25 protein-coding genes are annotated in these 25,148 nt (G+C 71.3%); 11 read left to right on the top strand and 14 right to left on the bottom strand.

What is annotated here, in order from left to right:
* Positions 1-96: 96 nt before the first annotated feature.
* Positions 97-1,374: an aspartate--tRNA(Asn) ligase gene (gene aspS, locus ACFV6D_RS07720; RefSeq protein WP_380429438.1), complete on the bottom strand. Its 1,278-nt coding sequence runs from the start codon at positions 1,372-1,374 to the stop codon at positions 97-99.
* 503 nt (positions 1,375-1,877) lie between these two features.
* On the opposite strand from aspS, the gene ACFV6D_RS07715 reads away from it, so the two are divergent.
* Positions 1,878-2,063: a PspC domain-containing protein gene (locus tag ACFV6D_RS07715; protein ID WP_063349060.1), complete on the top strand. Its 186-nt coding sequence runs from the start codon at positions 1,878-1,880 to the stop codon at positions 2,061-2,063.
* Between the two features lie 109 nt (positions 2,064-2,172).
* Here ACFV6D_RS07715 and ACFV6D_RS07710 read toward each other — a convergent pair whose 3' ends face one another.
* The 3 genes from ACFV6D_RS07710 to ACFV6D_RS07700 all read right to left on the bottom strand — a co-directional run bounded on the left by ACFV6D_RS07710 (position 2,173) and on the right by ACFV6D_RS07700 (position 4,997).
* Positions 2,173-2,529, bottom strand: coding sequence for an ATP-binding protein (locus ACFV6D_RS07710; RefSeq protein WP_363580244.1), 357 nt, complete (start codon positions 2,527-2,529; stop codon positions 2,173-2,175).
* A gap of 213 nt (positions 2,530-2,742) precedes the next feature.
* Entirely contained in the window at positions 2,743-3,900 is a 1,158-nt protein-coding gene (locus ACFV6D_RS07705; protein WP_063349058.1) for an adenosine deaminase, read from the bottom strand.
* A gap of 119 nt (positions 3,901-4,019) precedes the next feature.
* The gene (locus ACFV6D_RS07700) at positions 4,020-4,997 is read right to left on the bottom strand and encodes a LysR family transcriptional regulator (RefSeq protein WP_380490660.1); all 978 of its coding nucleotides are present in this window, start codon (positions 4,995-4,997) and stop codon (positions 4,020-4,022) included.
* Between the two features lie 92 nt (positions 4,998-5,089).
* Here ACFV6D_RS07700 and ACFV6D_RS07695 point away from each other — a divergent pair, with 92 nt between their 5' ends.
* From ACFV6D_RS07695 to ACFV6D_RS07680, 4 genes are read left to right on the top strand one after another with little or no spacing between them, the layout of a single operon-like run.
* The gene (locus ACFV6D_RS07695) at positions 5,090-6,379 is read left to right on the top strand and encodes an MFS transporter (RefSeq protein ID WP_380558861.1); all 1,290 of its coding nucleotides are present in this window, start codon (positions 5,090-5,092) and stop codon (positions 6,377-6,379) included.
* A 9-nt stretch (positions 6,380-6,388) separates the two neighbouring features.
* Positions 6,389-6,742, top strand: coding sequence for an AbrB/MazE/SpoVT family DNA-binding domain-containing protein (locus ACFV6D_RS07690; RefSeq protein WP_079135829.1), 354 nt, complete (start codon positions 6,389-6,391; stop codon positions 6,740-6,742).
* Complete coding sequence (locus ACFV6D_RS07685) at positions 6,729-7,022, top strand: hypothetical protein (protein WP_380338973.1); 294 nt, start codon at positions 6,729-6,731, stop codon at positions 7,020-7,022. Before ACFV6D_RS07690 ends, ACFV6D_RS07685 begins: the two co-directional genes overlap by 14 nt.
* Positions 7,023-7,047: 25 nt before the next feature.
* The gene (locus tag ACFV6D_RS07680; protein ID WP_380429442.1) at positions 7,048-7,602 is read left to right on the top strand and encodes a Uma2 family endonuclease; all 555 of its coding nucleotides are present in this window, start codon (positions 7,048-7,050) and stop codon (positions 7,600-7,602) included.
* A 91-nt stretch (positions 7,603-7,693) separates the two neighbouring features.
* On the opposite strand, the gene ACFV6D_RS07675 is transcribed toward ACFV6D_RS07680, so the two are convergent.
* The 9 genes from ACFV6D_RS07675 to ACFV6D_RS07635 form a co-directional block, all read right to left on the bottom strand.
* Positions 7,694-8,032 (bottom strand): helix-turn-helix domain-containing protein, encoded by a 339-nt coding sequence (locus tag ACFV6D_RS07675; protein WP_380429444.1) that lies wholly within the window; start codon positions 8,030-8,032, stop codon positions 7,694-7,696.
* Positions 8,033-8,127: 95 nt separating this feature from the next.
* On the bottom strand, positions 8,128-9,405 hold the full coding sequence (locus ACFV6D_RS07670; protein ID WP_380558858.1) for a thymidine phosphorylase: 1,278 nt from the start codon (positions 9,403-9,405) through the stop codon (positions 8,128-8,130).
* Positions 9,406-9,501: 96 nt separating this feature from the next.
* Positions 9,502-9,906, bottom strand: coding sequence for a cytidine deaminase (locus tag ACFV6D_RS07665; protein ID WP_063349052.1), 405 nt, complete (start codon positions 9,904-9,906; stop codon positions 9,502-9,504).
* A complete protein-coding gene (locus ACFV6D_RS07660; protein ID WP_380487038.1) occupies positions 9,903-11,168 on the bottom strand; it encodes an ABC transporter permease in 1,266 nt (421 codons plus the stop codon). Before ACFV6D_RS07660 ends, ACFV6D_RS07665 begins: the two co-directional genes overlap by 4 nt.
* Positions 11,165-12,331, bottom strand: a complete 1,167-nt coding sequence (locus tag ACFV6D_RS07655) for an ABC transporter permease (protein ID WP_380487040.1) — start codon at positions 12,329-12,331, stop codon at positions 11,165-11,167. The genes ACFV6D_RS07660 and ACFV6D_RS07655 overlap by 4 nt, the downstream gene beginning before the upstream one ends.
* Before the next feature lie 5 nt (positions 12,332-12,336).
* The gene (locus ACFV6D_RS07650; RefSeq protein ID WP_244293653.1) at positions 12,337-13,863 is read right to left on the bottom strand and encodes an ABC transporter ATP-binding protein; all 1,527 of its coding nucleotides are present in this window, start codon (positions 13,861-13,863) and stop codon (positions 12,337-12,339) included.
* Positions 13,864-14,210: 347 nt separating this feature from the next.
* Positions 14,211-15,272, bottom strand: a complete 1,062-nt coding sequence (locus ACFV6D_RS07645) for a BMP family protein (RefSeq protein WP_063349048.1) — start codon at positions 15,270-15,272, stop codon at positions 14,211-14,213.
* Between the two features lie 416 nt (positions 15,273-15,688).
* Entirely contained in the window at positions 15,689-16,942 is a 1,254-nt protein-coding gene (locus ACFV6D_RS07640; protein ID WP_380558854.1) for an amidohydrolase, read from the bottom strand.
* Positions 16,943-17,125: 183 nt separating this feature from the next.
* On the bottom strand, positions 17,126-18,715 hold the full coding sequence (locus ACFV6D_RS07635) for a methylmalonyl-CoA mutase (RefSeq protein ID WP_063349047.1): 1,590 nt from the start codon (positions 18,713-18,715) through the stop codon (positions 17,126-17,128).
* A 140-nt stretch (positions 18,716-18,855) separates the two neighbouring features.
* Here ACFV6D_RS07635 and ACFV6D_RS07630 point away from each other — a divergent pair, with 140 nt between their 5' ends.
* On the top strand, positions 18,856-19,611 hold the full coding sequence (locus ACFV6D_RS07630) for an SDR family oxidoreductase (RefSeq protein WP_363369213.1): 756 nt from the start codon (positions 18,856-18,858) through the stop codon (positions 19,609-19,611).
* A 331-nt stretch (positions 19,612-19,942) separates the two neighbouring features.
* Positions 19,943-20,488 (top strand): 2-oxo-4-hydroxy-4-carboxy-5-ureidoimidazoline decarboxylase, encoded by a 546-nt coding sequence (locus tag ACFV6D_RS07625; protein WP_380338984.1) that lies wholly within the window; start codon positions 19,943-19,945, stop codon positions 20,486-20,488.
* Positions 20,489-20,531: 43 nt separating this feature from the next.
* Here the strand turns inward: ACFV6D_RS07625 and ACFV6D_RS07620 are convergent, their stop codons facing one another.
* Complete coding sequence (locus ACFV6D_RS07620; RefSeq protein WP_380558851.1) at positions 20,532-21,314, bottom strand: hypothetical protein; 783 nt, start codon at positions 21,312-21,314, stop codon at positions 20,532-20,534.
* 254 nt (positions 21,315-21,568) lie between these two features.
* Here ACFV6D_RS07620 and sdhC point away from each other — a divergent pair, with 254 nt between their 5' ends.
* The 4 genes from sdhC to ACFV6D_RS07600 are packed head-to-tail and all read left to right on the top strand — an operon-like array spanning position 21,569 to position 25,019.
* Positions 21,569-21,949: a succinate dehydrogenase, cytochrome b556 subunit gene (gene sdhC, locus ACFV6D_RS07615; RefSeq protein ID WP_063349043.1), complete on the top strand. Its 381-nt coding sequence runs from the start codon at positions 21,569-21,571 to the stop codon at positions 21,947-21,949.
* A gap of 8 nt (positions 21,950-21,957) precedes the next feature.
* Positions 21,958-22,449, top strand: coding sequence for a succinate dehydrogenase hydrophobic membrane anchor subunit (locus tag ACFV6D_RS07610; protein ID WP_063349042.1), 492 nt, complete (start codon positions 21,958-21,960; stop codon positions 22,447-22,449).
* Positions 22,450-22,503: 54 nt separating this feature from the next.
* Positions 22,504-24,246, top strand: coding sequence for a succinate dehydrogenase flavoprotein subunit (gene sdhA / locus ACFV6D_RS07605; RefSeq protein WP_063349041.1), 1,743 nt, complete (start codon positions 22,504-22,506; stop codon positions 24,244-24,246).
* A complete protein-coding gene (locus ACFV6D_RS07600) occupies positions 24,246-25,019 on the top strand; it encodes a succinate dehydrogenase iron-sulfur subunit (RefSeq protein ID WP_063349040.1) in 774 nt (257 codons plus the stop codon). Before sdhA ends, ACFV6D_RS07600 begins: the two co-directional genes overlap by 1 nt.
* Positions 25,020-25,148: the final 129 nt, after the last annotated feature.

Raw genomic sequence — 25,148 nt, 5'->3', positions numbered from 1 at the left:
CGCGCACACCGTCGAGGAGGAGAAGCTGCCCGGCGGCGAGTACTGGTTCCTGCTGCTCCGGTCCGTCCGGTGCCCCCCGCCCGCCGGGGTCGGATGTCAGGGCGTCAGGCGGTGCAGGTCGCGCGGGAAGAGCGTGGTCCGGCGAATGTTGTCGGTGCCGGTGAGCCGCGCCGTCCAGCGCTCCAGCCCGAGCGCGAACCCGCCGTGCGGCGGCATCCCGTGCGCGAAGGAGCGCAAGTAGCCCTCGTACGGCTGGACCGGCTCGCCCCGGGCCGCCAGCGCGGCCAGGTAGTCCTCGTGCCGGTGCAGCCGCTGGCCTCCGGTGACCAGTTCGAGCCCGCGGAAGAGCAGGTCGAAGCTGTTGGAGTACTCCGGGCGGCCCGGTTCCGGGTGGGTGTAGAAGGGCCGCTTGCGCATCGGGTAGCCGACCACGAACAGGAACTCGCTGCCGTGCTCGCGCAGCGCCCACTCGCTGAGCCACCGCTCGTGCACCGGGGCGAGGTCCGGCTCGTCGACGCCCAACAGCCGCATCGCCTCGGCGAAGTGGAGCTGCGGGATCTCCGCCGGGACCTCGGGCAGCTTCACCTCCAGCAGGTCGACGGCGGCGCCGGCCCGCTCGGCCACCGAGGCGACCATCCCGGCGACCACCTCGCGCAGCACGGCCATCACCTCGCGGTGGTCGGCGATGAAGCCGAGTTCCGCGTCGAGGCTGGTGTACTGCGCCAAGTGCCGCGCGGTGTCGTGCGGTTCGGCCCGGAACACCGGCCCGGTCTCGTAGACCCGCTCGAACACCCCGACCATCGCCTGCTTGAAGAACTGCGGCGACTGCGCGAGGTAGGCGGGGCGGCCGAACCAGTCCAGCGCGAAGACGTTCGCCCCGGACTCGGTGGCCGAGGAGACCACCTTCGGGGTCTGGATCTCGGTGAAGCCCAGGCCGTCGAGGGTGGCCCGGAACCCGCCCACCGAGGCCGCGGTGATCCGGTGCAGGGCGGACAGGCGCGGGTGGCGGAGGGTGACGGGGGCACCGTCGAGGATCACCGGGAGGGCGGCCTCGACGGTCGGCCGGAACAGGCTGACCGGGGGCGCCTCGGCGAGGCTGGACAGGACCTCGACGGTGGGCGAGGTCAGCTCGACGCCGGCCGGCGCCTGCGGGTTGGCGGTGACGGTGCCGCGGATCCGCAGGACGGTCTCCTCCGGCAGGTCGGGGCCCGCGCCGGTGGCGACCACCTGGGCCAGTCCGGAGCGGTCCCGGATCACCAGGAAGGTGACGGACTTGAGTGCGCGGCGGCGGTGCAGCCAGCCACTGATCTCTACGGATTCGCCGACGTGGCCGGGTAGTTCGGCGGCCAGGACACGGGTCGTCGGGTGGATCATCGCGGCCCTCCAGGGGCGTCGTGGTGATCCCTTCGGAGTGCGGGCGAGAAGGGCAACTCGCGGTGCCACCGCACTTTCGCCGCCGCCCGCACGGGCGGCGGCCTCATTGCGGCCCGTTGACGGGGGCCGGCCGGCGGGGCATTTCCTCCCCGCACTCGGGAGTGTCTTCGCTCCGGGACGCAGGGCCGCCTTCACAGCTGCCGGCGGCTCTCTCGGCCCACGGGGCCCGGAGGTACTCGTCTCCCTCGACGTGTTGCCGGAGAGGCTAGACCGGACCACCGCCGGACCGCAACGGGCTTTCCCGCCGCCGCGCGGGCGCCACCTGGGGCGTCCGCCTCCGGGCGACCCTGAGACGGACCCCGACACCCGGCTACGCCTCACCGGCGAGTCGGCGGGGTGGCGAATCGACTGCCAGGTGGACGTTTCCGGGAGCGCGGTGGCGGAGAGTGGAAATTAAGCCCGCCGGATCGGCCGGATCGGGTGCCACGACACGGAGTTGACCCATGAGCGCCCGTCTCGCCCGTCCCCGTCACAACCGCGTCATCGCCGGCGTCTGCGCCGGGCTCGCCGAGCGCTACGGCGTGACGCCGTGGACCGTGCGACTGATCTTCCTGATCTCGATCATCCTGCCCGGGCTCCAGTGCCTGGTCTACCTGGCCCTCTGGGTGCTGCTCCCCCAGGAGCCGTAAGCCCGGGAACCGTACGCCCGGCGCCGTCGCGCCGGGGCCGGTACGACGGCGGGCCGCCCGCTCCCGGGATCACCGGGGCGGACGGCCCGTCGTCGTGCCGACGGCCAGGTCAGCCGGCCAGGCCCGGCAGCGGCAGGGTGTGGGTCAGCCCGCCGATGGGGGTCTTGTCGATGCCGGGGATGGTCGGGATGGCGCCACGCGTGGTGGCACCGGCCTCGGCGGCCGGGGCGGGCGCCGCCTGGCCGGCGGCCGGGGTGAGGGTGCCGAGCGTGCCGGTGACCTTGTCGCCGCCGGGCAGCTTGGCGGCGGTGTCGGTGACCGCGCCGGTCACCGCGGGGTTCGTGACCGCGCCGGTGGGCAGCCCGAGGCCGCCGGGCGCGGGGGCGGCGGCGGCGGTACCGGCGCCCACCGCCGCGATGGCGATGCCGAGCGCCGCGGTGCCGGCGGCCTTGAGAGCCTGCTTCATGGTTCGTCCCTTGGGTCGTCGTCGGTGGCCGACATCGGGACGGGGCGGACGGGCTACCGCCGCCACGGCCTGTCAGCATGGACGGGCACACCGTAGTGAGTGGGCCGCGCGAGGACCAAAGGGTGTTCACTCACCCGAGTGAGTAGTCGGATGAACGCCAACTCCCTTTCGAGACATGGGCGTTCACCCGACCATTCGAACGGGCCGGGCCGCTCAGCTGTCGCCGGTGCCCGAGCTGAACAGCCACTCCGCCTTCAGTTCGGCGTACCCCGGCTTGATCACGTCGTTGATCATCGCCAGCCGCTCGTCGAACGGCAGGAACGCGGACTTCATCGCGTTCACCGTGAACCACTCCATGTCCCCCAGCGTGTAGCCGAAGGCCTCCACCAGGTGCCCGAACTCGCGGCTCATGCTGGTGCCGCTCATCAGCCGGTTGTCGGTGTTCACGGTGACCCGGAACTTCAGCCGGCTGAGCAGCCCGATCGGGTGCTCGGCGTACGAAGTGGCCGCCGCGGTCTGGAGGTTGGAGGTCGGGCACATCTCCAGCGGGATGCGCTTGTCGCGCACGTACGCGGCCAGCCGGCCGAGCTCGACGCTGCCGTCCTCGGCCACCGTGATGTCGTCGACGATCCGCACGCCGTGGCCGAGCCGGTCGGCGCCGCAGCACTGCAGGGCCTCCCAGATCGACGGCAGGCCGAAGGCCTCGCCCGCGTGGATGGTGAAGTGGTTGTTCTCGCCCTTGAGGTAGTCGAAGGCGGCCTGGTGGCGGGTGGGCGGGTGGCCCGCCTCGGCACCGGCGATGTCGAAGCCGACGACGCCCTGGTCCCGGTGGCGGTTGGCCAGTTCGGCGATCTCGGTGGAGCGGGCGGCGTGCCGCATCGCGGTCAGCAGGGTGCCGACCCGGATCCGGTGGCCGGCCGCGCGGGCGTTGGCCTCGCCGAGGCGGAAGCCCTCGTTCACGGCCTGGACGACCTCGTCCAGGGACAGGCCGGCCTCCAGGTGCTGCTCGGGGGCGTAGCGGACCTCGGCGTACACGACGCCGTCGGCGGCCAGGTCCTCGGCGCAGTCGGCGGCGACCTTGATCAGGGCCTCGCGGGTCTGCATCACGGCGCAGGTGTGCGCGAAGGTCTCCAGGTAGCGGACCAGCGAGCCGGAGTCGGCGGCCTCGCGGAACCACTCGCCGAGCTCCTTGGCGTCGGTGGTCGGAAGGCCCTCGTAGCCGACCGCGGCGGCCAGCTCGACGACCGTCTCCGGGCGCAGCCCGCCGTCGAGGTGGTCGTGCAGCAGCACCTTCGGCGCGCGGCGGATCTGGTCGGGGGTGGGGATGCGCGGGCCGGCGCCCGCGGCGGTGACAGGGATCTGCTTCTCCATTGCGGAAATATAGCCCCTACGCGCGTAGACCCACCACTGTTAACACGGCCGGTTCGGCGAAAGTCCACCGGGAATTCCACCGTCCGGGCCATCCCCGGCACATTCGGCCCAGTTGCGGCTCAATCGTGCTGCAGCAACCGGCCCCGCCGGGACAGCACGAAGTCCCGGAACGCCGCCACCGGCGGGGTCAGCGGCCGCCCTGCCGCCCAGGCCAGTCCGATCGCCCGCCGGGTACGCGGCGCCGTCACCTCCAGCTCCACCACCCCCGGCCGTGGCACCAGCGCCGGCGGCAGCAGCGCCACCCCCAGCCCGGCCGCGACCAGCCCGCGCAGCGTCTCCGCCTCCTCCCCCTCGAAGGCCAGCCGCGGCACGAACCCGGCCTGCGCGCAGAAGCCGTCCGTGATCGCGCGCAGCCCGTACCCCTGCTCCAGCCCGACGAACGGCTCCTCGGCCACCTCCGCCAGCCGGATCCGCCGCCGGCCCGCCAGCCGGTGGTCCGCCGGGACGACCAGGTGCAGCCGCTGCTCGTCCAGCGGGCGGGCCGTGAAAGCCGGATCGTCCGGCAGCGGCGCGACCAGGCAGAGGTCCAACTCCCCCGCCCGCAACCGCTCCAGCATCGCCCCGACGTAGTCCTGCACCAGCTGGAACCGGACCTGCGGATGCCCCGCCCGGAACCCGCGCAGCAGCGCCGGTACCGCGTCCGTCCCCATCGTGTGCAGAAAACCGAACGCCACCCGCCCGGCCGCCGGATCGGCCTCCGCCCGGGCCGCCTCCGCACCCCGCTCGACCTCCGCCAGCGCCCGCTCCACCGAGGCCAGCAGCAGCCGGCCGGCCCTGGTCAGCCGGACCGTCCGGCCCTGACGGGCCAGCAGGTCCACACCCAGCTCCTCCTCCAGCCGGGCCACCGCCCGCGACAGCGTCGGCTGCGGCACCCCGAGCAGCGCGGCCGCCCGCGTCACGTGCTCCAGCCGGGCCACCGCCGCGAACTGGGCCAGCCGGGGCGCCAGCAGCACCGCCGGCTCGTCCGGCCCCAACTCCGCCACCCGGTACCGCGGCTCCGTGCCGTCCGTCACGTCCACCCGGTCCGCCCCGGCCATCCCGCCACCACCTCGACTCATACGACAACGCATCGATCATCCACCGTTCATGCATTGGACGCATCAACCGCAGCGCGCCTACCGTCGACGACATGCAGCCCGCCGATACCAGGGCATCCGTGACCACCCCGGATGCCCCCGCCCCCGCCGCCTCGCACGACGACCGCCACCGCCCCGGCCAGCGCGCCTTCCGCCGCGCCAACCTCGCCCTGTTCGCCGCCGGAGTCGCGACCTTCGTCCTGCTCTACTCCACCCAGGGCCTGCTGCCGATCCTCTCGGCCGACCTCGACCTCACCCCCGGCCAGGCCAGCTGGACGGCCTCCGCCGCCACCCTCGGACTCGCGCTCGCCCTGCTCCCCGCCAGCGCCCTGTCCGACCGGTACGGCCGCACCGCCGTGATGACGGCCTCCACCCTCGCCGCCGCCACCCTCGCCCTCGCCCTGCCGTTCGCGCCCGACCTCACCACCCTCGTCGTGCTGCGCGTCCTCCAGGGCGCCGCGCTCGCCGGGCTGCCCGCCACCGCCATGGCCTACCTCGCCGAGGAGGTCCACCCCAGCGCCCTGGCCTCCGCGATGGGCCTGTACGTGGCCGGCAACAGCATCGGCGGCATGGGCGGCCGACTGCTCTCCGGCTGGACCGCCGCGGCCTTCGGCTGGCGCTGGGGCCTCGCCGCCTCCGCCGCCCTCGCCCTGCTCGCCGCACTCGCCTTCCGGCTGCTGATCCCCGCCGCCCGGCACTTCACCCCGGCCCCCGTGGACGCCCGCGCCCTGGCCCGCACCGTCGGCCAACACCTGCGCAACCCGCTGCTGGTGCGGCTGTACGCGCTCGGGCTGCTGTTCATGGCCGTGTTCGGCGCGGTCTACAACACCGTCGGCTACCGGCTGATCTCGGCGCCGTTCCACCTGCCCGAGTCCGTCGCCGCCTCGATCTTCGTCGTCTACCTGGTCGGCACCGGCACCTCCGCCGCGGCCGGCCGCCTCGCCGGCCGACTCGGCCGCCGCGGCGTGCTCTACGTCTCCATCGGCGTGACCGCCGCCGGGCTGCTGCTCTCCCTCACCGAGTCCCTGGTCTGCGCCCTGCTCGGCCTGGTCCTGATCACCGCCGGCTTCTTCGCCGGCCACGCCACCGCCTCCTCAGCGGTCGGCCGCACCGCCACCGAGGGCCGCGCCCAGGCCTCCGCCCTCTACCTGATCGCCTACTACCTCGGCAACAGCCTCGGCGGCACCCTGGGCGCCGACGCCTACCACGCCACCGGCTGGCCCGGCGCCGCCACCGTCGGCCTCACCGCCATGACCCTCGCCGCCGCCGTCACCCTCTACGCCACCCGCCAGGCCCACGCGGCCCGGCAACAGGACGGACTGGGCAGACTTTCTGCCAGGTAGACTTTCCCCATGGCAGACCTCAAGCGCCGCCGCCGCCCCCACCTGGTGTCCACGCCCGTGCGGAAGAAGGGCGTGGTCACCATCCCGCAGGAGATAAGGGAGCAACTGGACCTCCAGGAGGGCGACCAACTGGTGGTCGCCATCGAGGACGGCCGCATCGTACTGACCCCCGCCTCCGTGATCCCCGACGACCAGGCATGGTTCTGGGGCGCCGGCTGGCAGGAGAAGGAGCAGGAGGTCGACGAGGCGATCGCCGAGGGCGACCGCGGCGAGGTCTTCCAGGACGGCGACGCCTTCCTGCAGTCCCTCGCCGACGAGGGCGGCCTGGACCTGGAGGAGATCAAGCGCCGTGCCGACGCATGAGTCGCCGGCCCACTTCCTCCGTGACTGGAAGGGCCTGACTCCCGCGCAGAAGGCCGCATTCCTCGTCGCCGTCGCCCAGTTCGTCACCGACCTGCGGGCCGGTCAGGGCTTCCGACGCGGCCTGCGCGTGAAGAAGATGCAGGGCCACCCGGACATCTGGGAACTGACCTGGGCCCCCGGCGGCCGGGCCACCTTCCACTACGGCCTCCCCGTCCAGGGCGGGGACCCGCACATCGTCTGGCGCCGGATCGGCACCCACGACGTCTTCAACCGCCCCTGACGACCACCGCCGATACACTCCGGGCATGAGCGTTGATCCGGCGGCGTACGCCCGATTGCGGGAGATCGCCGATCAGCTTCCCCGGCTGCCGGGGCTGGGGAAGGTCGAGATCGCCGACGGAGCGGTCGTCCTGATGCTGTCGCCGGTCAAACGGCACGAACTCGCGGTACTGCGGATCGCTCAACAGCTCAATGCCCAGCTACCGCAGACCCACCCCGGCTACATCGCCCACGGTGGCGCGGACCTGGAGGACGTCGGCCTCGGTCGGCTTCGGAATCCCGACCTGATGGTGTTCCCCGACGCGGCGCTGGACGACGACGACCCGGCCTTCCTTCCCCACGAGATCCTTCTCGTCGTGGAAATCGTCTCCACGTCCAACCCCGAGAGCGACTACCGCGACAAGGTCCACGACTACGCGGCGATGGGCATTCCGCTCTATCTCCTGGTCGATCCCCGCAAGGGCACCGGCATCGTCCACGACGAGCCCGGCTACACCCACCGCAAGGACTTCGCCTTCGGCGACAAGATCACCGTCGGCCCCTGGACGCTCGACACCAGCGTCCTGCGGACTTACGCCTGAACCCGCACCCGCAGGACACCGGCCGACCGGGCCTGAACACACGGAAGGAGCCCGCACCCGGCAAACCGGGTACGGGCTCCTCGTCGGCCCCTCATGCAGCCGGCGCGTGAAAGCGAAGCTTCGTATCAGCGCCGGGCACCACGTGGATGTCCAACTCGGCTTCCAGAGCCACCGCCAGCTTTTCCAACAGCGGCAGGGTGGGCACGGTGCCGGCTCCCTCGATGCACTCGATCTCGTCTTCGGTCATGTTGGCGCGACGGGCCACGTCCGTCTGCGACAGGCCGAGAGCAGTGCGGCGGTCGTAGAGCGCCTGCCCGAACGCCCAGGAGTAACGAAACTCCAGCCGCTCTGCGGCCATCTCCGGGCTCTCCTGCACCTGCTCGCCCAGCAGCTCACGCGTGCGGCGGGTCTTCCACTGGAGGTGGTTCATCGCCACCCCCCTCCGGTTCGATCTCGACCGTGAAGCGGTCAACTCCCATGTGCGGCAGCGTAGGGCACGCTGCCGCACATGGGGTAATCACGCGGTCACGCGATGCGGTCGAGGACGATCGGGTTCGGGGTGAAGGCCGTGCCGGCCGGGGAGACCTCGATGCCGCCCGTCAGTGCCTCGATGGCGTAGTCGTAGCGCTCGGGGGTGTCGGTGTGCAGGGTCAGCAGGGGCTGGCCGGCCACGACGGTGTCGCCGGGCTTGGCGTGCATCTCGACGCCGGCGCCGGCCTGGACCGGGTCCTCCTTGCGGGCGCGGCCGGCGCCGAGGCGCCAGGCGCAGACGCCGACGGCGTAGGCGTCGAGCTCGGTGAGGACGCCGGAGGCGGGCGCCGGGATGACGTGCTGCTCGCGGGCGACCGGGAGGGGGGCGTCGACGTCGCCGCCCTGGGCGGCGATCATGCGGCGCCAGTGGTCCATCGCGGAGCCGTCGCGCAGCGCGTCGGCCGGGTCCTTGCCGTGCACGCCGGCCGCGGCGAGCATCTCGCGGGCGAGGGCGAGGGTGAGCTCGACGACGTCGGCGGGGCCGCCGCCGGCCAGCACCTCGATCGACTCGCGGACCTCCAGCGCGTTGCCGGCGGTGAGGCCGAGCGGGGTGGACATGTCGGTGAGCAGGGCGACGGTGTTCACGCCGGCGTTGGTGCCCAGGCCGACCATGGTGCGGGCGAGTTCGCGGGCGTTGTCGAGGTTCTTCATGAAGGCGCCGGAGCCGACCTTGACGTCCAGGACCAGGGCGCCGGTGCCTTCGGCGATCTTCTTGGACATGATCGAGGAGGCGATCAGCGGGATGGCTTCGACGGTGCCGGTGACGTCGCGCAGCGCGTAGAGCTTCTTGTCGGCGGGCGCGAGGCCGTCGCCGGCGGCGCAGATGACCGCGCCGGTGGAGCGCAGGACGTCGAGCATCTCCTCGTTGGAGAGCAGGGCGCGCCAGCCGGGGATGGACTCCAGCTTGTCGAGGGTGCCGCCGGTGTGGCCGAGGCCGCGGCCGGAGAGCTGCGGGACGGCGGCGCCGCAGGCGGCGACGAGCGGGGCGAGCGGGAGGGTGATCTTGTCGCCGACGCCGCCGGTGGAGTGCTTGTCGCTGGTGGGCAGCGGCAGCGAGGAGAAGTCCATCCGGACGCCGGAGCGGATCATGGCGTCGGTCCAGCGGCTGATCTCGTGCGGCTTCATGCCGTTCAGCAGGATCGCCATGGCCAGGGCGGACATCTGCTCGTCGGCGACCTCGCCGCGGGTGTAGGCGTCGATGACCCAGTCGATCTGAGCGTCGCTCAGTTCTCCGCTGTCGCGCTTGGTCCTGATGACGGAGATGGCGTCCATGCGTGCTCCAAGAGGGGTTTCAAAAGCGAAGAGTGTCGCGAGATGACCGGGTTCCGGCCCACTCGCGACACTCTACGCGCGTAACAATTGTCGAAGCTAGAGCCGCTCCGGCCCGAACGCGTCGGGCAGGACCTCACTCATCGGGCGGATCCCCGAGGGCAGCTCGATCAGCAGTTCCGGCCCGCCGTGCTCGTAGAGCAGCTGGCGGCAGCGCCCGCACGGCATCAGCAGTTCGCCCGCGCCGTCGACGCAGGTGAAGGCCGTCAGCCGGCCGCCGCCGGTGGCGTGCAGCGCGGACACCAGCCCGCACTCGGCGCACAGCCCGAGCCCGTACGAGGCGTTCTCGACGTTGCAGCCGGTGACCAGCCGCCCGTCGTCCACCAGCGCGGCCGCGCCGACCGGGAACTTGCTGTACGGGGCGTACGCGTGGGTCATCGCCTCGCGCGCGGCCGCGCGCAGCCGCTCCCAGTCGATCGCGGCCGATGCCGCAGGCGCCGTCACTTGCCCTGGCCCTTGCGGTAGATCTGACCGTCCGCCTTCGGCATGCGCAGCCGCTGGGAGGCCAGCGAGAGCACCACCAGGGTGATCACGTACGGCGTGGCGACGATCAGCGGGCGCTGCACCTCGTCGGTGAGCGCGTACCAGGCGCCGAGACCGCCGGCGACCACGAAGGAGATCGCCGCGCCGGTGAACTTGCGCCGGTACAGCTGCCAGAGCGCGAGCAGTGCCATCGCGATGGCGACGGTCAGGATCAGCACGTGCACCGACTCCGGGTCGCGCAGCTGGAGGCTGTCGGTGAAGCCGAACAGGCCGGCGCCCATGGCGAGGCCGCCCGGCATCCAGTTGCCGAAGATCATCGCGGCGAGGCCGATGAAGCCGCGGCCGAGGGTCTGGCCGTCCTTGTAGAAGTGCGCCGCGACCAGCGAGAGGTACGCACCGCCGAGGCCGGCGAAGGCGCCGGAGGCGATGACCGCGAGGTACTTGTACTTGTAGACGTTGACGCCCAGCGACTCGGCGGCGGTCGGGTTCTCACCGCAGGAGCGCAGCCGCAGGCCGAACACCGTGCGCCAGAGCACGAAGTAGCTGACCACGATCATCGCGCCGGCCAGCAGCACGACCACCGAGATGTTGGTGACCAGGCCGCCGAGCACGCCGGCCACGTCCGAGACCAGGAACCAGTGGTGGCCCTCGATGCTCTTCAGCCCGGAGGACAGCCCGGGGACGGTGATGTAGGGCAGCGGATCCGCCGGCGGCGACTGGTTCGCACCCGCGCCGACCGCGATGTAGTCCTTGTAGTAGATCCGGTTGACGTACGCGCAGATGCCGGGGATCAGCAGGTTGATGCCGACGCCGGAGACGATGTGGTCGACGCCGAAGGTGACGGTCACGAGCGCGTGCAGCAGACCGCCGAGCGCGCCGCCGAGCATGCCGGCCAGCAGGCCGACCCACGGGTTGACCAGGTAGCCGGCCCAGGCACCGCAGAAGGTGCCGGCGACCATCATGCCTTCGAGGCCGATGTTGACCACGCCGGCCCGCTCCGACCACAGACCGCCCAGACCGGCCATGCCGATCGGCACGGCGGCGCTGAGCGCGGCGGTGATCTGGCCGGAGGAGGTCAGCGCGTGGTTGCCGGTGGCCATGCCCACGGCGGAGAACAGGACCAGGGCGCCCGCGATCAGCAGCAGCACCACCGGCCAGGACATCTTGCGCTTCTTGGTGGGCGCGCCCGGCGCCTTGGGACGCGCGGCGGTAGCCGTGCTCATGCGGACACCTCCTTCTTCTCAGTGGCCGCGAGCTGAGCCGCGAGCTGGGCGGCGAGCTGGGCGCCGACCTTCTGCTGCTGGCGCTTCAGGCCGTAGCGGCGCACCAGTTCGTAGGCGACGACGACGCAGATGACGATGGTGCCCTTCATGACGTCGACGATCTCGAAGGGGAAGCCGCCCTGGAGCGGCAGCTGGGAGCCGGTGGTGTCCAGGAAGGCGAACAGCAGGGCCGCGAAGGCGATGCCGATCGGGCTGTTGCGGCCGAGCAGGGCGATCGAGATGCCGAGGAAGCCCAGGTTCGACTGGAAGCTCTGGCCGTAGTAGTACGAGTTCTGCAGCAGCTCGGGCATGCCGATCAGACCGGCGATCGCGCCGGAGACCACCATCGAGATGACCACCATGCGCTTGACGTTCACGCCGGACGCGGTCGCGGCCGACTCCGAGCGGCCGGTGGCCCGCAGGTCGAAGCCGAAGCGGGTGCGGGTCAGGGTGAACTGGAAGACCACGCCGACCAGGGCGGCGATGAAGATGAAGCCCCAGAGCGGGCCACCCGCCGTCTCCAGCGAGAAGAAGTGGCTGGACTGCGAGATCGGGGCGGTCTGGATCGAGTTGCTGGTGGTGCTCGTCTTCGGCGCGAAGATGCCGGGGACGAGCAGCAGGCCGACGACCGCGATCGAGATCGAGTTCAGCATGATGGTCGAGATGACCTCGCTGACCCCGCGGTAGACCTTCAGCAGACCGGCGATGCTCGCGTACAGGCCGCCGACCAGCATGGCGGTGACCAGCAGCAGCGGGATCTGGATGATCGCGGGCAGGTCGACCTTGGCGCCGACGAAGGCCGCGAACAGCGCCGCGACCTTGTACTGGCCCTCGACGCCGATGTTGAACAGGTTCATCCGGAACCCGAAGGCGGCGGCCGCGGCGGCCAGGTAGTACGTGGTGGACCGGTTGAGGATCGCCACTTGGCCGTCCGACTTGGTGGCGTACGTGAGCATCACGTTCCACGCGTCGAACGGGTTCTTGCCGGAGGTCGCCAGCAGGACGGAGCAGATCACGACGGAGAGCACGACCGCGAGCACCGGCGCCGCCAGTGCGAGCACGATCCGCTCACCGCTGATCCGCTGCGCCAGGCTGCGCTTGGCGGCGGTGTTGGGACTGGTCATGTGGGTTACTCCCCCGCCTGCGGGTCGTCGGCGGTGTCGGTGGGGCCGGCGTCGGATTCGGCCTCGGTGCCCTCCGCGAGGATCTCGTGGAAGTGCTCGACGGCCTCCGCATCGGACTCGAGGTGGCCGCTGGCGGCACCCGTCATGGCGGTGCCGAGGTCCTCGGCGGTGACGGTGGCCGGGTCGGCGTCGGCGACCAGGCGCCCGCGGTAGATGACCCGGATGGTGTCGGACAGGCCGATCAGCTCGTCCAGGTCGGCGGAGATCAGCAGGACGGCCAGGCCGGCCCGCTGGGCGACCCGGATGTGCTCCCAGATCTGCGCCTGCGCGCCGACGTCCACACCACGGGTGGGGTGCGCGGCGATCAGCAGCTTGGGCTGGTGGCTCATCTCGCGGCCGATGATCAGCTTCTGCTGGTTGCCGCCGGAGAGGGAGGCCGCGGTGACCTCGATGCCGGGGGTGCGGACGTCGTAGGCCTCGACGATCCGCCAGGTGTCCTTGCGGGCGGCGCCCGGGTCGAGCAGGACGCCCTTGGAGTTGGGCGCCTCGGTGACGTGACCGAGGATCCGGTTCTCCCAGAGCGGGGCCTCCAGCAGCAGGCCGTGCTTGTGGCGGTCCTCGGGGATGTAGCCGATGCCGGCCTCGCGGCGGGCCCGGGTGAGCGAGCCGGAGAGGTCCTTGCCGTCCAGGGTGACGGTGCCGCCGTCCAGCGGCAGCATGCCCATGATGGCCTCGACCAGTTCGGCCTGGCCGTTGCCCTCGACGCCGGCGATGCCGAGGATCTCGCCCTTGTGGATGCGCAGCGAGATGTCGTCGAGGACGACGCGCTCGATGCCCTCGGCGTCGGTCTTGGCGATCCGCAGGTCCTTGACGTCGAGCATCTCGGTCGTGGTGACGGTCGACTCGCGGCTCTCCGGGGAGGGCAGCTCGGCGCCGACCATCATCTCGGCCAGCTGACGGGCGGTGACGGCCTTCGGATCGGCGTCGCCGACCGTGGTGCCGCGCCGGATCACGCTGATCGCGTCGGCCACCGCCAGCACCTCGTGCAGCTTGTGCGAGATGAAGATGACGGTGACGCCCTCGGACTTGAGCTCGCGCAGGTTGTCGAACAGCGCGTCGACCTCCTGCGGGACGAGCACGGCCGTCGGCTCGTCGAGGATCAGGATCTTGGCGCCGCGGTAGAGCACCTTGAGGATCTCGACGCGCTGGCGGTCGGCGACGCCGAGGTCCTCGACCAGGGCGTCCGGGCGCACGCCCAGGCCGTACTGGTCGGAGATCTCCTTGATCTTCGCCTTCGCCTTGGCGCCGATGCCGTGGAGCTTCTCGCCGCCGAGGACGACGTTCTCCCACACGGTGAGGTTGTCGGCCAGCATGAAGTGCTGGTGGACCATGCCGATGCCGCGGGAGATGGCGTCGCCCGGGGTGTTGAACTCGCACGGCTCGCCGTTGATCGCGATGGTGCCCTCGTCCGGCTTTTGCATGCCGTAGAGGATCTTCATCAGCGTCGACTTGCCGGCGCCGTTCTCACCCATCAGGGCGTGCACGGTACCGCTGCGGACGGTGAGGTTGATGTCGTGGTTGGCCACGACACCGGGGAAGCGCTTGGTGATGCCGCGCAGTTCGACGGCCGATGTCGCCGTCCCCGCGCTGGGGGTACCGTCCTCGCGCGGGGGGACGGGGTCGGATGCGGTGATGGCGATCTCCTGGTGGTCTGGAGGCGCGTCGTTGCGCTGGGAGGGCCAAGGGGAAGACGGGGGGACGGGACGGGGCCCGGGGGTACGCGTTGAGCGCACCCTGCCGGGCCCCTCCCGTGATGCTTTGCCGTTCATCGCGCTGCCGGGCAGGCGGCAGTCGCTGGTGCGTCCGGGACGCGCGGGCCTTACTGGGCCGGCGCGGTCGGGACGGTGGTGGCGCCGGAGGTGATCGCCGTGGTGGCGCCCTTCAGCTTGTCCTGGATGTCGTCGAGCTTGCCGCCGGTGGTGGCGAGCGAGACGCCCTCGGCCTTCAGGTCGAAGAGCTTGATGCCGGTGAACGGCTGGCCCTTCTTGATCGACTCGATGTAGGAGAAGACGGCGTTGTCGACGTTCTTCACCATCGAGGTCAGGATGCTGTTCTTGTACTTCGCCAGGGCCGGCTGGGCGGCCTGGTCGGAGTCGACGCCGATGGCCAGGGCACCCGGCTTGTTGGCGACGGCCTCGATGGCGCCGTTGCCGGAGGAGCCGGCGGCGGCGTAGATGACGTCCGCGCCCTTGTCGAGCTGGCCCTGCGCGGCCTCCTTGCCCTTGTCGGGCGAGTTGAAGCCGGTGAAGTCCGGAGGCGTGGTCAGGTAGGTGGTCTCGACCTGGATGTTCGCGTCGACGGACTTCACACCCGCCTTGTAACCGGCCTCGAACTTCTTGATCAGCTCGGTCTGCACACCGCCGATGAAGCCGACGTGCTTGGACTTCGACTTGTTCGCGGCGGCGACGCCGGCGAGGTACGAACCCTCCTGCTCGGCGAAGACCAGCGACGTGACGTTGGACGGCTGGTCCTTGTCGTTCGAGTCGATGATCGCGAACTTGACGTTCGGGTTGTCCTTGGCGACCTTGTCGACCGCCTGCTGGTAGACGAAGCCGACCGCGATGATCGTCTTGTAGCCGCCGTCGATCAGGTTCTTGAGGCGGGTCTCCTTGTCGGCCTCGGCCTCACCGGTCTTGGCGTCGGCCTCGGTGACCGCGACGCCGAGCTCGGCCTTGGCCTTGTCGAGACCGCGGGCGGCGGAGTCGTTGAACGACTGGTCGCCACGGCCGCCGATGTCGTAGGCCATACCGACCTTGATCGAGCCGTCGCCCGAACCGGAGGAGGTGTTGGTGTCAGTGCTCTTTGCGCCGCAAGCGGCGAGCGAGGCCATGCCCAGGGAACCCGAGAGCACAACCGCAGCGAGCTTCATTGAACGGCGCAAGGGAGTATCTCCTTCTCACACGCACCTGATTAGCGTGGTCGGACGCCACCGTAACGCGCGTAGAACACGGTTGGGTTACGGGCTGCCGGACCATTCGGGTTGTTATCAAACCGTGGTCTCACGGTCTTCCCAAGGCCCTATTCCCGTGCGCGGACGGTGATCCAAAGCTGGTTTTGCGGCCCAGTCTACGGAACCGTTCGATAACCCCGGATGGCGGTAAACCGGCCGGTCACCGAGATGAGGTGCCGGCCGGTCGCCCGAGGGTCGCCCGAGAGGGCGTTCACGCAGTGCCCGAGGAGATGCCCGAGGACGGTGTGCGCCGCTCAATCCCGCGGCTCAGTACTGCTGTTCGGTTTCGGCGGCTCGGTCCTGCCGCTCAGCTCTGCCGTTCGATTTCCGCAGCTCAGTCCTGCGGCTCAGTGCTGTGGCTCGTCCAGGGCGAGCGTCGCGAACAGCTCCACGCCGATCCCGATCGCGCGCTCGTCGGCGTCGAAGCGGCCCTGGTGCAGGTCGCGGACGGTGGTGTCACCGGGGGCGCGGACGCCGAGCCGGGCCAGCGCGCCCGGGGCGTGCTCCAGGTACCAGGAGAAGTCCTCGCCGCCCAGGCTCTGCTCGGTGCTCTCCACCACCTGCGCGCCCTCCCGGCCGAACCGGTCGGTCATCGCCGCGTCCAGCAGGGCGACCGAGACCGCCTCGTTGACCACCGGCGGCACCCCCCGGTGGTAGTCCAGCGTCCACTTCGCCCGGTAGGTCTCGGCGAGCTTGGCGATCAGCTCGTGCAGCAGGTCGGGCGCCTCGCGCCAGCCGTCCAGCTCCAGGCAGCGGACGGTGCCCTCCAGTTCGGCGCGCTGCGGGATGACGTTGGGCGCGGAGCCGGAGGCGATCCGGCCCCAGACCAGGCTGACGCCCCAGCGCGGGTCCATCCGGCGGGCCAGCGCGCCCGGCAGGTCGGCGGCCATCCGGGCGATCGCGGTCACCAGATCGGTGGTCAGGTGCGGGCGGGCGGTGTGCCCGCCGGGGCCGTCCAGGTGCAGCACCAAGCGGTCGCAGGCCGAGGTGATCGCCCCGGTGCGCAGGGCGATCCGGCCCACCTCCACCTTGGGGTCGCAGTGCACCGCGAAGATCCGGCCGACGCCGTCCATCCCCCCGGCCTTGATCACGTCCAGCGCACCGCCCGGCAGGACCTCCTCGGCCGGCTGGAACACCAGCCGGACGGGGCGGCGCAGTTCGCCGGTGCGGACGGCCTCGGCCAGCACCAGGGCGGTGCCGAGCACCACCGCGGTGTGCACGTCGTGGCCGCAGGCGTGGGCCCGGCCGGGGACGGTCGAGCGGTACGGCACGTCGTTCTTGGCGTCGTCGATCGGCAGCGCGTCGATGTCGGCGCGGAAGGCCAGGAACTCGGTGCCGGGGGCGGTGCCGGCCGGGACGATGTCGACGATCAGGCCGGTGCCGCCGGGCAGCACCCGGGGGCTCAGGCCGGCCGCCACCAGCCGGTCGCGGAGCAGGCCGGTGGTGCGGAACTCCTGGCGGCCGAGCTCCGGGTGCCGGTGCAGGTCACGGCGGAAGGCGATCAGCTCGGACTCCAGCCCCCGGACCCGGGCGCGCAGTTCGGCGGCGGGGCGTGCGGTGGCCAGAGTGGCGCCCGGCTGAGCGGGCTCAGGACGGTTCATCTCAACAAGGGTAGGCCTGTTGGGGGGATTTGGCCCGACTTCTGGAAAACTAGTCCCCGGATGGGCGCATACCGGCCGAACAGGTGGGTATGACATCTCGTTTCAGCCGCCTTCCCCGATTGCTTGCCCTGTGCAACGACCGCCCGGAGCGACGGTCACGGCCGACCTCTTCTTGGCGATGCGTCAGAAGCTCTCCACCGGGGCGTACACGCCCCACACCTCCCGCAGCGCGTCGCAGACCTCGCCGACCGTGGCCCGCGCCGCCAGCGCCTCCTTCATCGGGTACAATACGTTCCCCGCCCCCTCCGCGGTGCGGCGCAGCCCGTCCAGCGCCCGGGCGACGGCCACGCGGTCCCGCCCGGCCCGCAGCCGGGCCAGCCGCTCGGCCTGCTGCCGCTCGACCGCCGGATCCACCCGCAGCGGCCGGTACGGCTCCTCGGCGTCCAGCCGGAAGCGGTTGACGCCGACCACCGTCCGCTCCCCGGAGTCGGTCTCCTGCTGGAGCCGGTAGGCGGTGCGCTCGATCGCGGCCTTCTGGAAGCCCTGCTCGATCGCGGCCACCGCGCCGCCCAGCTCCTCGACCCGGGCCATCAGCGCCAGCGCGGCGGCCTCCACCTCGTCGGTCAGCGACTCGACCGCGTACGAGCCGGCGAACGGGTCGACGGTGGCGGTCACGTCGGTCTCGTGGGCGAGCACCTGCTGGGTGCGCAGGGCGAGCCGGGCGGCCTTCTCGGTGGGCAGCGCGATCGCCTCGTCGAAGCCGTTGGTGTGCAGCGACTGGGTGCCGCCGAACACCGCGGCGAGCGCCTGCACCGAGACCCTGACCAGGTTCAGCTCGGGCTGCTGGGCGGTGAGCTGCACCCCGGCGGTCTGGGTGTGGAAGCGCAGCATCCACGAGCGCGGATCCTTCGCGCCGAACTCCTCCCGCATCACCCTGGCCCAGATCCGGCGGGCGGCACGGAACTTGGCCACCTCCTCCAGCAGCGTGACCCGGGCCACGAAGAAGAACGAGAGCCGGGGGGCGAAGTCGTCCACCGCCATCCCGGCGGCGATCGCGGTACGGACGTAGGCGATGCCGTTGGCCAGCGTGAAGGCGATCTCCTGCGCCGGATCCGCCCCGGCCTCGGCCATGTGGTAGCCGGAGATGGAGATGGTGTTCCAGCGCGGGATCTCCGCCCGGCAGTACCGGAAGACGTCCGCGACCAGCCGCAGCGAGGGCTGCGGCGGGAAGATGTACGTGCCCCGGGCGATGTACTCCTTCAGCACGTCGTTCTGGACCGTGCCGGTCAGCCGGGCCGGCGCCACCCCCTGGGCCTCGCCGACCAGTTGGTAGAGCAGCAGGAGCAGTGCGGCGGGCGCGTTGATGGTCATCGAGGTGGACACCCCGCCCAGCGGGATGCCGTCGAACAGCACGGCCAGGTCCTCGACGCTGTCGACGGCCACGCCCACCTTGCCCACCTCCCCGGCGGCGAGCGGCGCGTCCGAGTCGTAGCCCATCTGGGTGGGCAGGTCGAAGGCCACCGACAGGCCGGTGCCGCCGCCCGCGATCAGCTGCCGGTAGCGGGCGTTGGACTCGGCGGCGGTGCCGAAGCCCGCGTACTGGCGCATCGTCCACGGCCGGCCGGCGTACATCGTCGGGTAGACGCCCCGGGTGTACGGGTACTCCCCCGGCCGGCCGAGTCTGCTCGCCGGATCCCAGTCGGCCAGCGCCTCCGGGCCGTACAGCGGCTCGATCGGGAAGCCTGACTCGGCGCGGCGCGGCTCGGCTGCCATGAGGTCCCTCCACGGGATCGGCGGGGGCATCGGTCGGTCCTCGCAATGTAGGACAGGACCTGGAGCGGGACCGGGCGGCGCGGGCGCGGACACGGTTGAGATGATCGGGTGAACGACCGGATGAGCCCCAGGGAGTGGCAATGACCGAGCAGAAGGTGGCCGTGGTCACCGGTGCCAGCAGTGGAATCGGCGCGGCGACCGCCCGCCGGCTGGCGGCCGAGGGCTTCGACGTGGTGCTGACCGCCCGGCGGACCGAGCGGATCGAGGCGCTGGCCAAGGAGATCGGCGACGGGGGCGGTTCGGCCAGGGCGGTCACGCTCGACGTCACCGACCGGGCCGCCGTGGACGCCTTCGCGGCCGAGGTCGGCCGGGTCGACGTGCTGGTGAACAACGCCGGCGGGGCGATCGGCGCCGAGACGGTCGAGCACGGCGACCCGGCCGACTGGCTGGCCATGTACGAGGTGAACGTGCTCGGCGTGCTGCACGTGACGCAGGCGCTGCTGCCGGCCCTGCGGGCCACCGGCGACGGCACCGTGCTGGTGCTCTCCTCGACCGCCGCGCTGGCCGCGTACGAGGGCGGCGGCGGGTACGTCGCGGCCAAGCACGCCGCGCACACCATCGCGGCGACGCTGCGCCTGGAGCTGTGCGGGGAGCCGATCCGGGTGATCGAGATCGCCCCCGGCATGGTGAAGTCCGAGGGCTTCGCGGTCACCCGCTTCCGCGGCGACGAGGAGAAGGCCGCGGCCGTGTACGCCGGCGTGGCCGAGCCGCTGACCTCGGAGGACATCGCCGACACCGTGGCCTGGGCGGTCACCCGCCCCCCGCACGTCAACATCGACCTCCTGGTCGTCCGCCCCCGCGCCCAGGCCGCCAACCACAAGGTCCACCGCGCCTGACGGCGGTCGGATCCACCGGCGGCCCGGCCACCCCGTACACCTCTGGCCAAGGGCCTCGCCAGAGCCGCCCTCCTGAGGCGGGGGTGCCGGATCAGCGGATGCCGGATTAACAGATGAACGTGGGGAGGGCGCTGACACAAAGATGTCAACGTCACAACTTGATAGCTCGTCCGGATGAATTCCGCGCGCGCCCTCCCCAACTGATGACGGCTCAACTACCTTTGAGGAGCTGCCCGACCGGCGCCGTGACGCCGCCCGCAGCCCCCATACTTCAGCTGCTCCACCCCACCCCACTTCACCGGCACCTTCCCGCCCTCACGAGGAGGACCCGCTGGCCAGCGACATCCCGCCACAGCGGCTCGATCCAAGCTCCGAGCCGACCCTCCTCGGGCTGCACCGCTTCAACGAAGCCGATGCCGGCGCCGCCGAGGAGGCCCTCCTGGCCTGCTGCGGCAGCCACCGCTGGGCCCTGCGGCTCACCGCGCACCGGCCCTACCCCGACATAGAGTCCCTGCTGGCCGCCGCCAGCGAGGCCTCCTACGACCTCCGCCCGGCCGACCTGGCCGAGGCGCTCGCCGACGAGAGCTGGATGCCGCAACCGCTGCTCGGCATGCGGGCACCGGGCAGCCAGGCCGCGCACACCGCGCTGCGGGCCGCCCACGCCGCGTACGAGGCCAGGTTCGGCCACGTCTTCGTGGTCTGCCTGGAGGGTGTGGCCCCGGAGGAGATGCTCGACACCGTGCTCTCCTCGATCCGCACCCGGCTGGCCAACGACCCGGACGAGGAGCGGCTGATCGCGGCGGACGAGCTCCGCCGGATCGCCCTCACCCGACTGGAGCACCTGGTCGCCACCCATTCGGAGGCCGGGGCGCGCTGAGCCGCCGCCGTCTCCTCCATCCCGCCCGCTAACTCTCCGCCCGCTACTTCTTCTTCGCCTGGGCGGCCCGCAGCTTGGCCACCTGCTGCCGGACGATCACCTCGTCCGGCGCGGCGGCCGGCTCGGCGGCGACCCCGAAGGTGGTGAACACCGCGAGCGCCGGCCCGATCCGGGCCAGCACCGCACGCTGCGAGAGCACCGCGCTCCCCGATTCATTCGTCAGGGTGAATCCGAGCGCGGCGTCCGCTCCCCCGGGGGTGGGCGTGTCCTCACGGTTCAGCCGGTGCCTGGTCCGGATCGGCGCCTTCTTCCCCGGCTTCTCGGCCGGCGGCGCCGGGGCCATCGAGGTGAACGCGGCACACGGGCCGAACAGCTTCTCCAGCTCCGCCTGGAGCACGGCCGCCCGCCCCGTCCGGTAGCCGAGCAGGCCGCCGTACACGCCGCCCCTGGGGTCGGCGGTCCGGGCCACGCTCAGGTCGGTCTCCGCGTACGGGTAGCCCGGGGCCGGCGAGGCCGAGGCGCTGCCGGCGCCGGCCGAGGCGGCCGGGGTCACCGCGTCCAGCAGCGGCTGGCAGGCCGGGACGTCCGCGACCTCCCGCCCCGCGCCCGCCCCGGTGTCGCCGTGGCCTGGCGTCATCACCGTCACCGTGTAGCCCGCCCCGAGGTCGGCACCGGCCACCGCGGCCGCCCGCAGCTCGGCCGCGGACAGCTCACGGCCGGGCCCGGCCCGGTCCGCGGAGGAGCCGCCGACCGTGGTGCAGCCCGTGGCGAGCAGCAGCAGGGCCGCGAGGGCGGCGGCGGACGGTCGGACGGGGCGAAGCGGCACGGGGGCCTCGGCAGGGTGTCGGCGGCGGAGCGGGCCGCCACCGTAACGCAGTCGAGTCGTCACCCAGAGCGACCAAAGCGCCGCCGGTTCCCGTCCGGCTAGGCCAGTCGTGCCTGATTGATCACACCTGAGACCCCCGGAGGCGGTTCCCGACGCAGCGTCGATAGGATGCTGGCGGCCGGTGGACCGTACCTGGCCGGGCTGACCGACACCGAAGCCGGCCGAGCCCCCAATCGCTTCCGGAGGGTTTTTCCGTGCCGGCTGGAACGCTGTACCGCGGCCGGGAAGGCATGTGGAGCTGGGTGGCTCATCGAGTCACCGGCGTCCTCATCTTTTTCTTCCTGTTCGCCCATGTCCTGGACACCGCTCTGGTGCGAGTGTCGCCCGAGGCGTACGACACCGTCATTCAGACGTACAAGACTCCTCTCGTGAACCTGATGGAGTACGGCCTGGTGGCCGCCATCCTGTTCCACGCCCTCAACGGCCTGCGGGTCGTCGCCGTGGACTTCTGGTCCAAGGGCCCGAAGTACCAGAAGCAGATGCTCTGGACCGTCGTGGCGGTCTGGGTCGTGCTGATGGCCGGCTCCTTCTACGGGATCCTGCAGCACACGCTGATCTCCTGGTTCGGGAAGTGAGCTGACACATGTCCACGGAATACTCCGACGCGCTGGTCGTCCCCTCCGCGCACGCGCACACCGGCAAGGGCCTCGGCACCGGCAACCCGGCGGACGCGTTCGTCATCGAGCCGCCGCGCAAGCGGACCCCGAAGACCCCGCGCCGCACCCGCACCAACTTCGAGATGCTGGCCTGGCTCTTCATGCGCCTGTCCGGCATCGTCCTCGTGGTCCTGATCCTCGGGCACCTGCTCATCATGCTGGTGCTCGACGGCGGCGTCTCCAAGATCGGCTTCGCCTTCGTGGCCGGCCGCTGGGCCTCGCCGTTCTGGCAGGTCTGGGACCTCACGATGCTCTGGCTCGCCATGCTCCACGGCGCCAACGGCATGCGGCAGGTCATCAACGACTACGCCGAGAAGGACTCGACCCGGCTCTGGCTGAAGGGGCTCATGGGTACCGCCACGGTCTTCACCGTGCTGCTCGGCACCCTGGTGATCTTCACCTTCGACCCCAACATCTGACGACAAAGCATCTAATCGGCAATCGGCAGAGGCCAGAGGCGAGTTAGAACCCCCATGCAGATTCACCAGTACGACACCGTCATCGTCGGCGCCGGCGGCGCCGGCATGCGCGCGGCCATCGAGTCGACGCAGCGCACCCGCACCGCCGTCCTGACCAAGCTCTACCCCACCCGGTCCCACACCGGCGCGGCCCAGGGCGGCATGTGCGCCGCCCTCGCCAACGTCGAGGAGGACAACTGGGAGTGGCACACCTTCGACACGGTCAAGGGTGGTGACTACCTGGTCGACCAGGACGCCGCCGAGATCATGTGCAAGGAGGCCATCGACGCCGTCCTCGACCTGGAGAAGATGGGCCTTCCCTTCTCCCGCACCGAGCAGGGCCGGATCGACCAGCGCCGCTTCGGCGGGCACTCCCGCAACCACGGTGAGGCCCCCGTCCGCCGCTCCTGCTACGCGGCCGACCGCACCGGTCACATGATCCTCCAGACGCTGTTCCAGAACTGCGTCAAGCACGGCGTCGAGTTCTTCAACGAGTTCTACGTCCTCGACCTGCTGATCAACGAGGGCAAGACGGCCGGCGTCGTCGCCTACGAGCTGGCCACCGGCGAGATCCACGTCTTCCAGGCCAAGTCCGTCGTGTTCGCCTCCGGCGGCACCGGCAAGTTCTTCAAGGTCTCCTCCAACGCCCACACCCTCACCGGTGACGGCCAGGCCCTGGTGTACCGCCGCGGCCTGCCGCTGGAGGACATGGAGTTCTTCCAGTTCCACCCGACCGGCATCTGGCGCATGGGCATCCTGCTCACCGAGGGCGCCCGCGGCGAGGGCGGCATCCTGCGCAACAAGGACGGCGAGCGCTTCATGGAGCGCTACGCCCCCGTCATGAAGGACCTCGCGTCCCGTGACGTCTGCTCCCGCGCGATCTACACCGAGATCCGCGAAGGCCGCGGCTGCGGTCCGGACGGCGACCACGTCTACCTGGACCTGACCCACCTGCCGCCGGAGCAGCTGGACGCCAAGCTCCCGGACATCACCGAGTTCGCCCGCACCTACCTCGGCATCGAGCCCTACACGGACCCGATCCCGATCCAGCCCACCGCGCACTACGCCATGGGCGGCATCCCGACCAACGTCGAGGGTGAGGTGCTGCGCAACAACACCGACGTCGTCCCGGGCCTGTACGCGGCCGGCGAGGTCGCCTGCGTGTCCGTGCACGGCGCCAACCGCCTGGGCACCAACTCGCTGCTGGACATCAACGTGTTCGGCCGTCGCGCGGGCATCGCCGCCGCCGACTACGCCAACGTGCACGAGTTCGTCGAGCTGCCCGAGAACCCGGCCGAGAAGGTCCAGGCCCTGGTCGACGGCCTGCGCGAGGCCGCCGGCACCGAGTCCGTGGCGCAGATCCGCAAGGAGCTGCAGGAGACCATGGACGCCAACGCGATGGTGTACCGCACCGGCGCCACCCTGAAGCAGGCGGTCGAGGACATCGCCGCGCTGAAGGAGCGCTACAAGAACGTCTCGATCCAGGACAAGGGCTTCCGGTACAACACGGACCTGCTGGAGGCCGTCGAGCTGGGCAACCTGCTCGACCTGGCCGAGGTGCTGGCCGTCTCCGCGCTGGCCCGCGAGGAGTCGCGCGGCGGCCACTACCGCGAGGACTTCCCGACCCGTGACGACGTGAAGTTCATGCAGCACACCATGGCGTACCAGGAGGTGGCCGCCGACGGCAGCACCTCCATCCGCCTCGACTACAAGCCGGTCGTCACGACCCGCTACCAGCCGATGGAGCGTAAGTACTGATGAGCACTCCTACCGTGGAGAAGCACTCGGCCGCTCTGGACGCGGTCGAGGCGGGCGGCGTCGAGCTGATCACCGTCACCTTCCGGATCCGCCGGTTCAACCCGGAGGAGCACCCGGACCCGGTGTGGGTCGACTACCAGCTGACGCTCGACCCGAAGGAGCGCGTCCTGGACGCGCTCAACAAGATCAAGTGGGAGCAGGACGGCACCCTCACCTACCGCCGTTCCTGCGCGCACGGCATCTGCGGCTCCGACGCCATGCGGATCAACGGCCGCAACCGGCTGGCGTGCAAGACCCTGATCAAGGACGTCGACCCGGAGAAGCCGATCACGATCGAGGCCATAAAGGGCCTCACGGTCCTCAAGGACCTGGTCGTGGACATGGACCCGTTCTTCCAGGCGTACAAGGACGTCATGCCGTTCCTCATCACCAAGGGGAACGACCCGACCCGCGAGCGCCTGCAGTCCGCCGAGGACCGCGAGCGCTTCGACGACACCACCAAGTGCATCCTGTGCGCCGCGTGCACGTCGTCCTGCCCGGTGTTCTGGAACGACGGCCAGTACTTCGGCCCGGCCGCGATCGTGAACGCGCACCGCTTCATCTTCGACTCGCGCGACGAGGGCGCCGAGCAGCGCCTGGAGATCCTCAACGACCGTGAGGGCGTGTGGCGCTGCCGCACCACCTTCAACTGCTCCGAGGCCTGCCCGCGTGGCATCGAGGTCACCAAGGCGATCCAGGAAGTGAAGCGGGCGCTGGTCACCCGCCGCTTCTGATCTCCGCCTGACACGGCGAAGGCCCCCCCGCCCGTCGGGGGTTGGGCGGGGGGGGTGGGCCCAGGGGGCGCCCCCCCCGCCCCGGGGGGGGGGGGGGGGCCCCGCCCGGGAGGGGGGACACGGGGCGGG

It is taken from the genome of Kitasatospora sp. NPDC059812 (genome assembly GCF_042732075.1).
Lineage (GTDB): Bacteria > Actinomycetota > Actinomycetes > Streptomycetales > Streptomycetaceae > Kitasatospora.
Note: the sequence above shows the minus strand (reverse complement) of the source record. Positions and strands in the feature narration are given on the sequence as shown.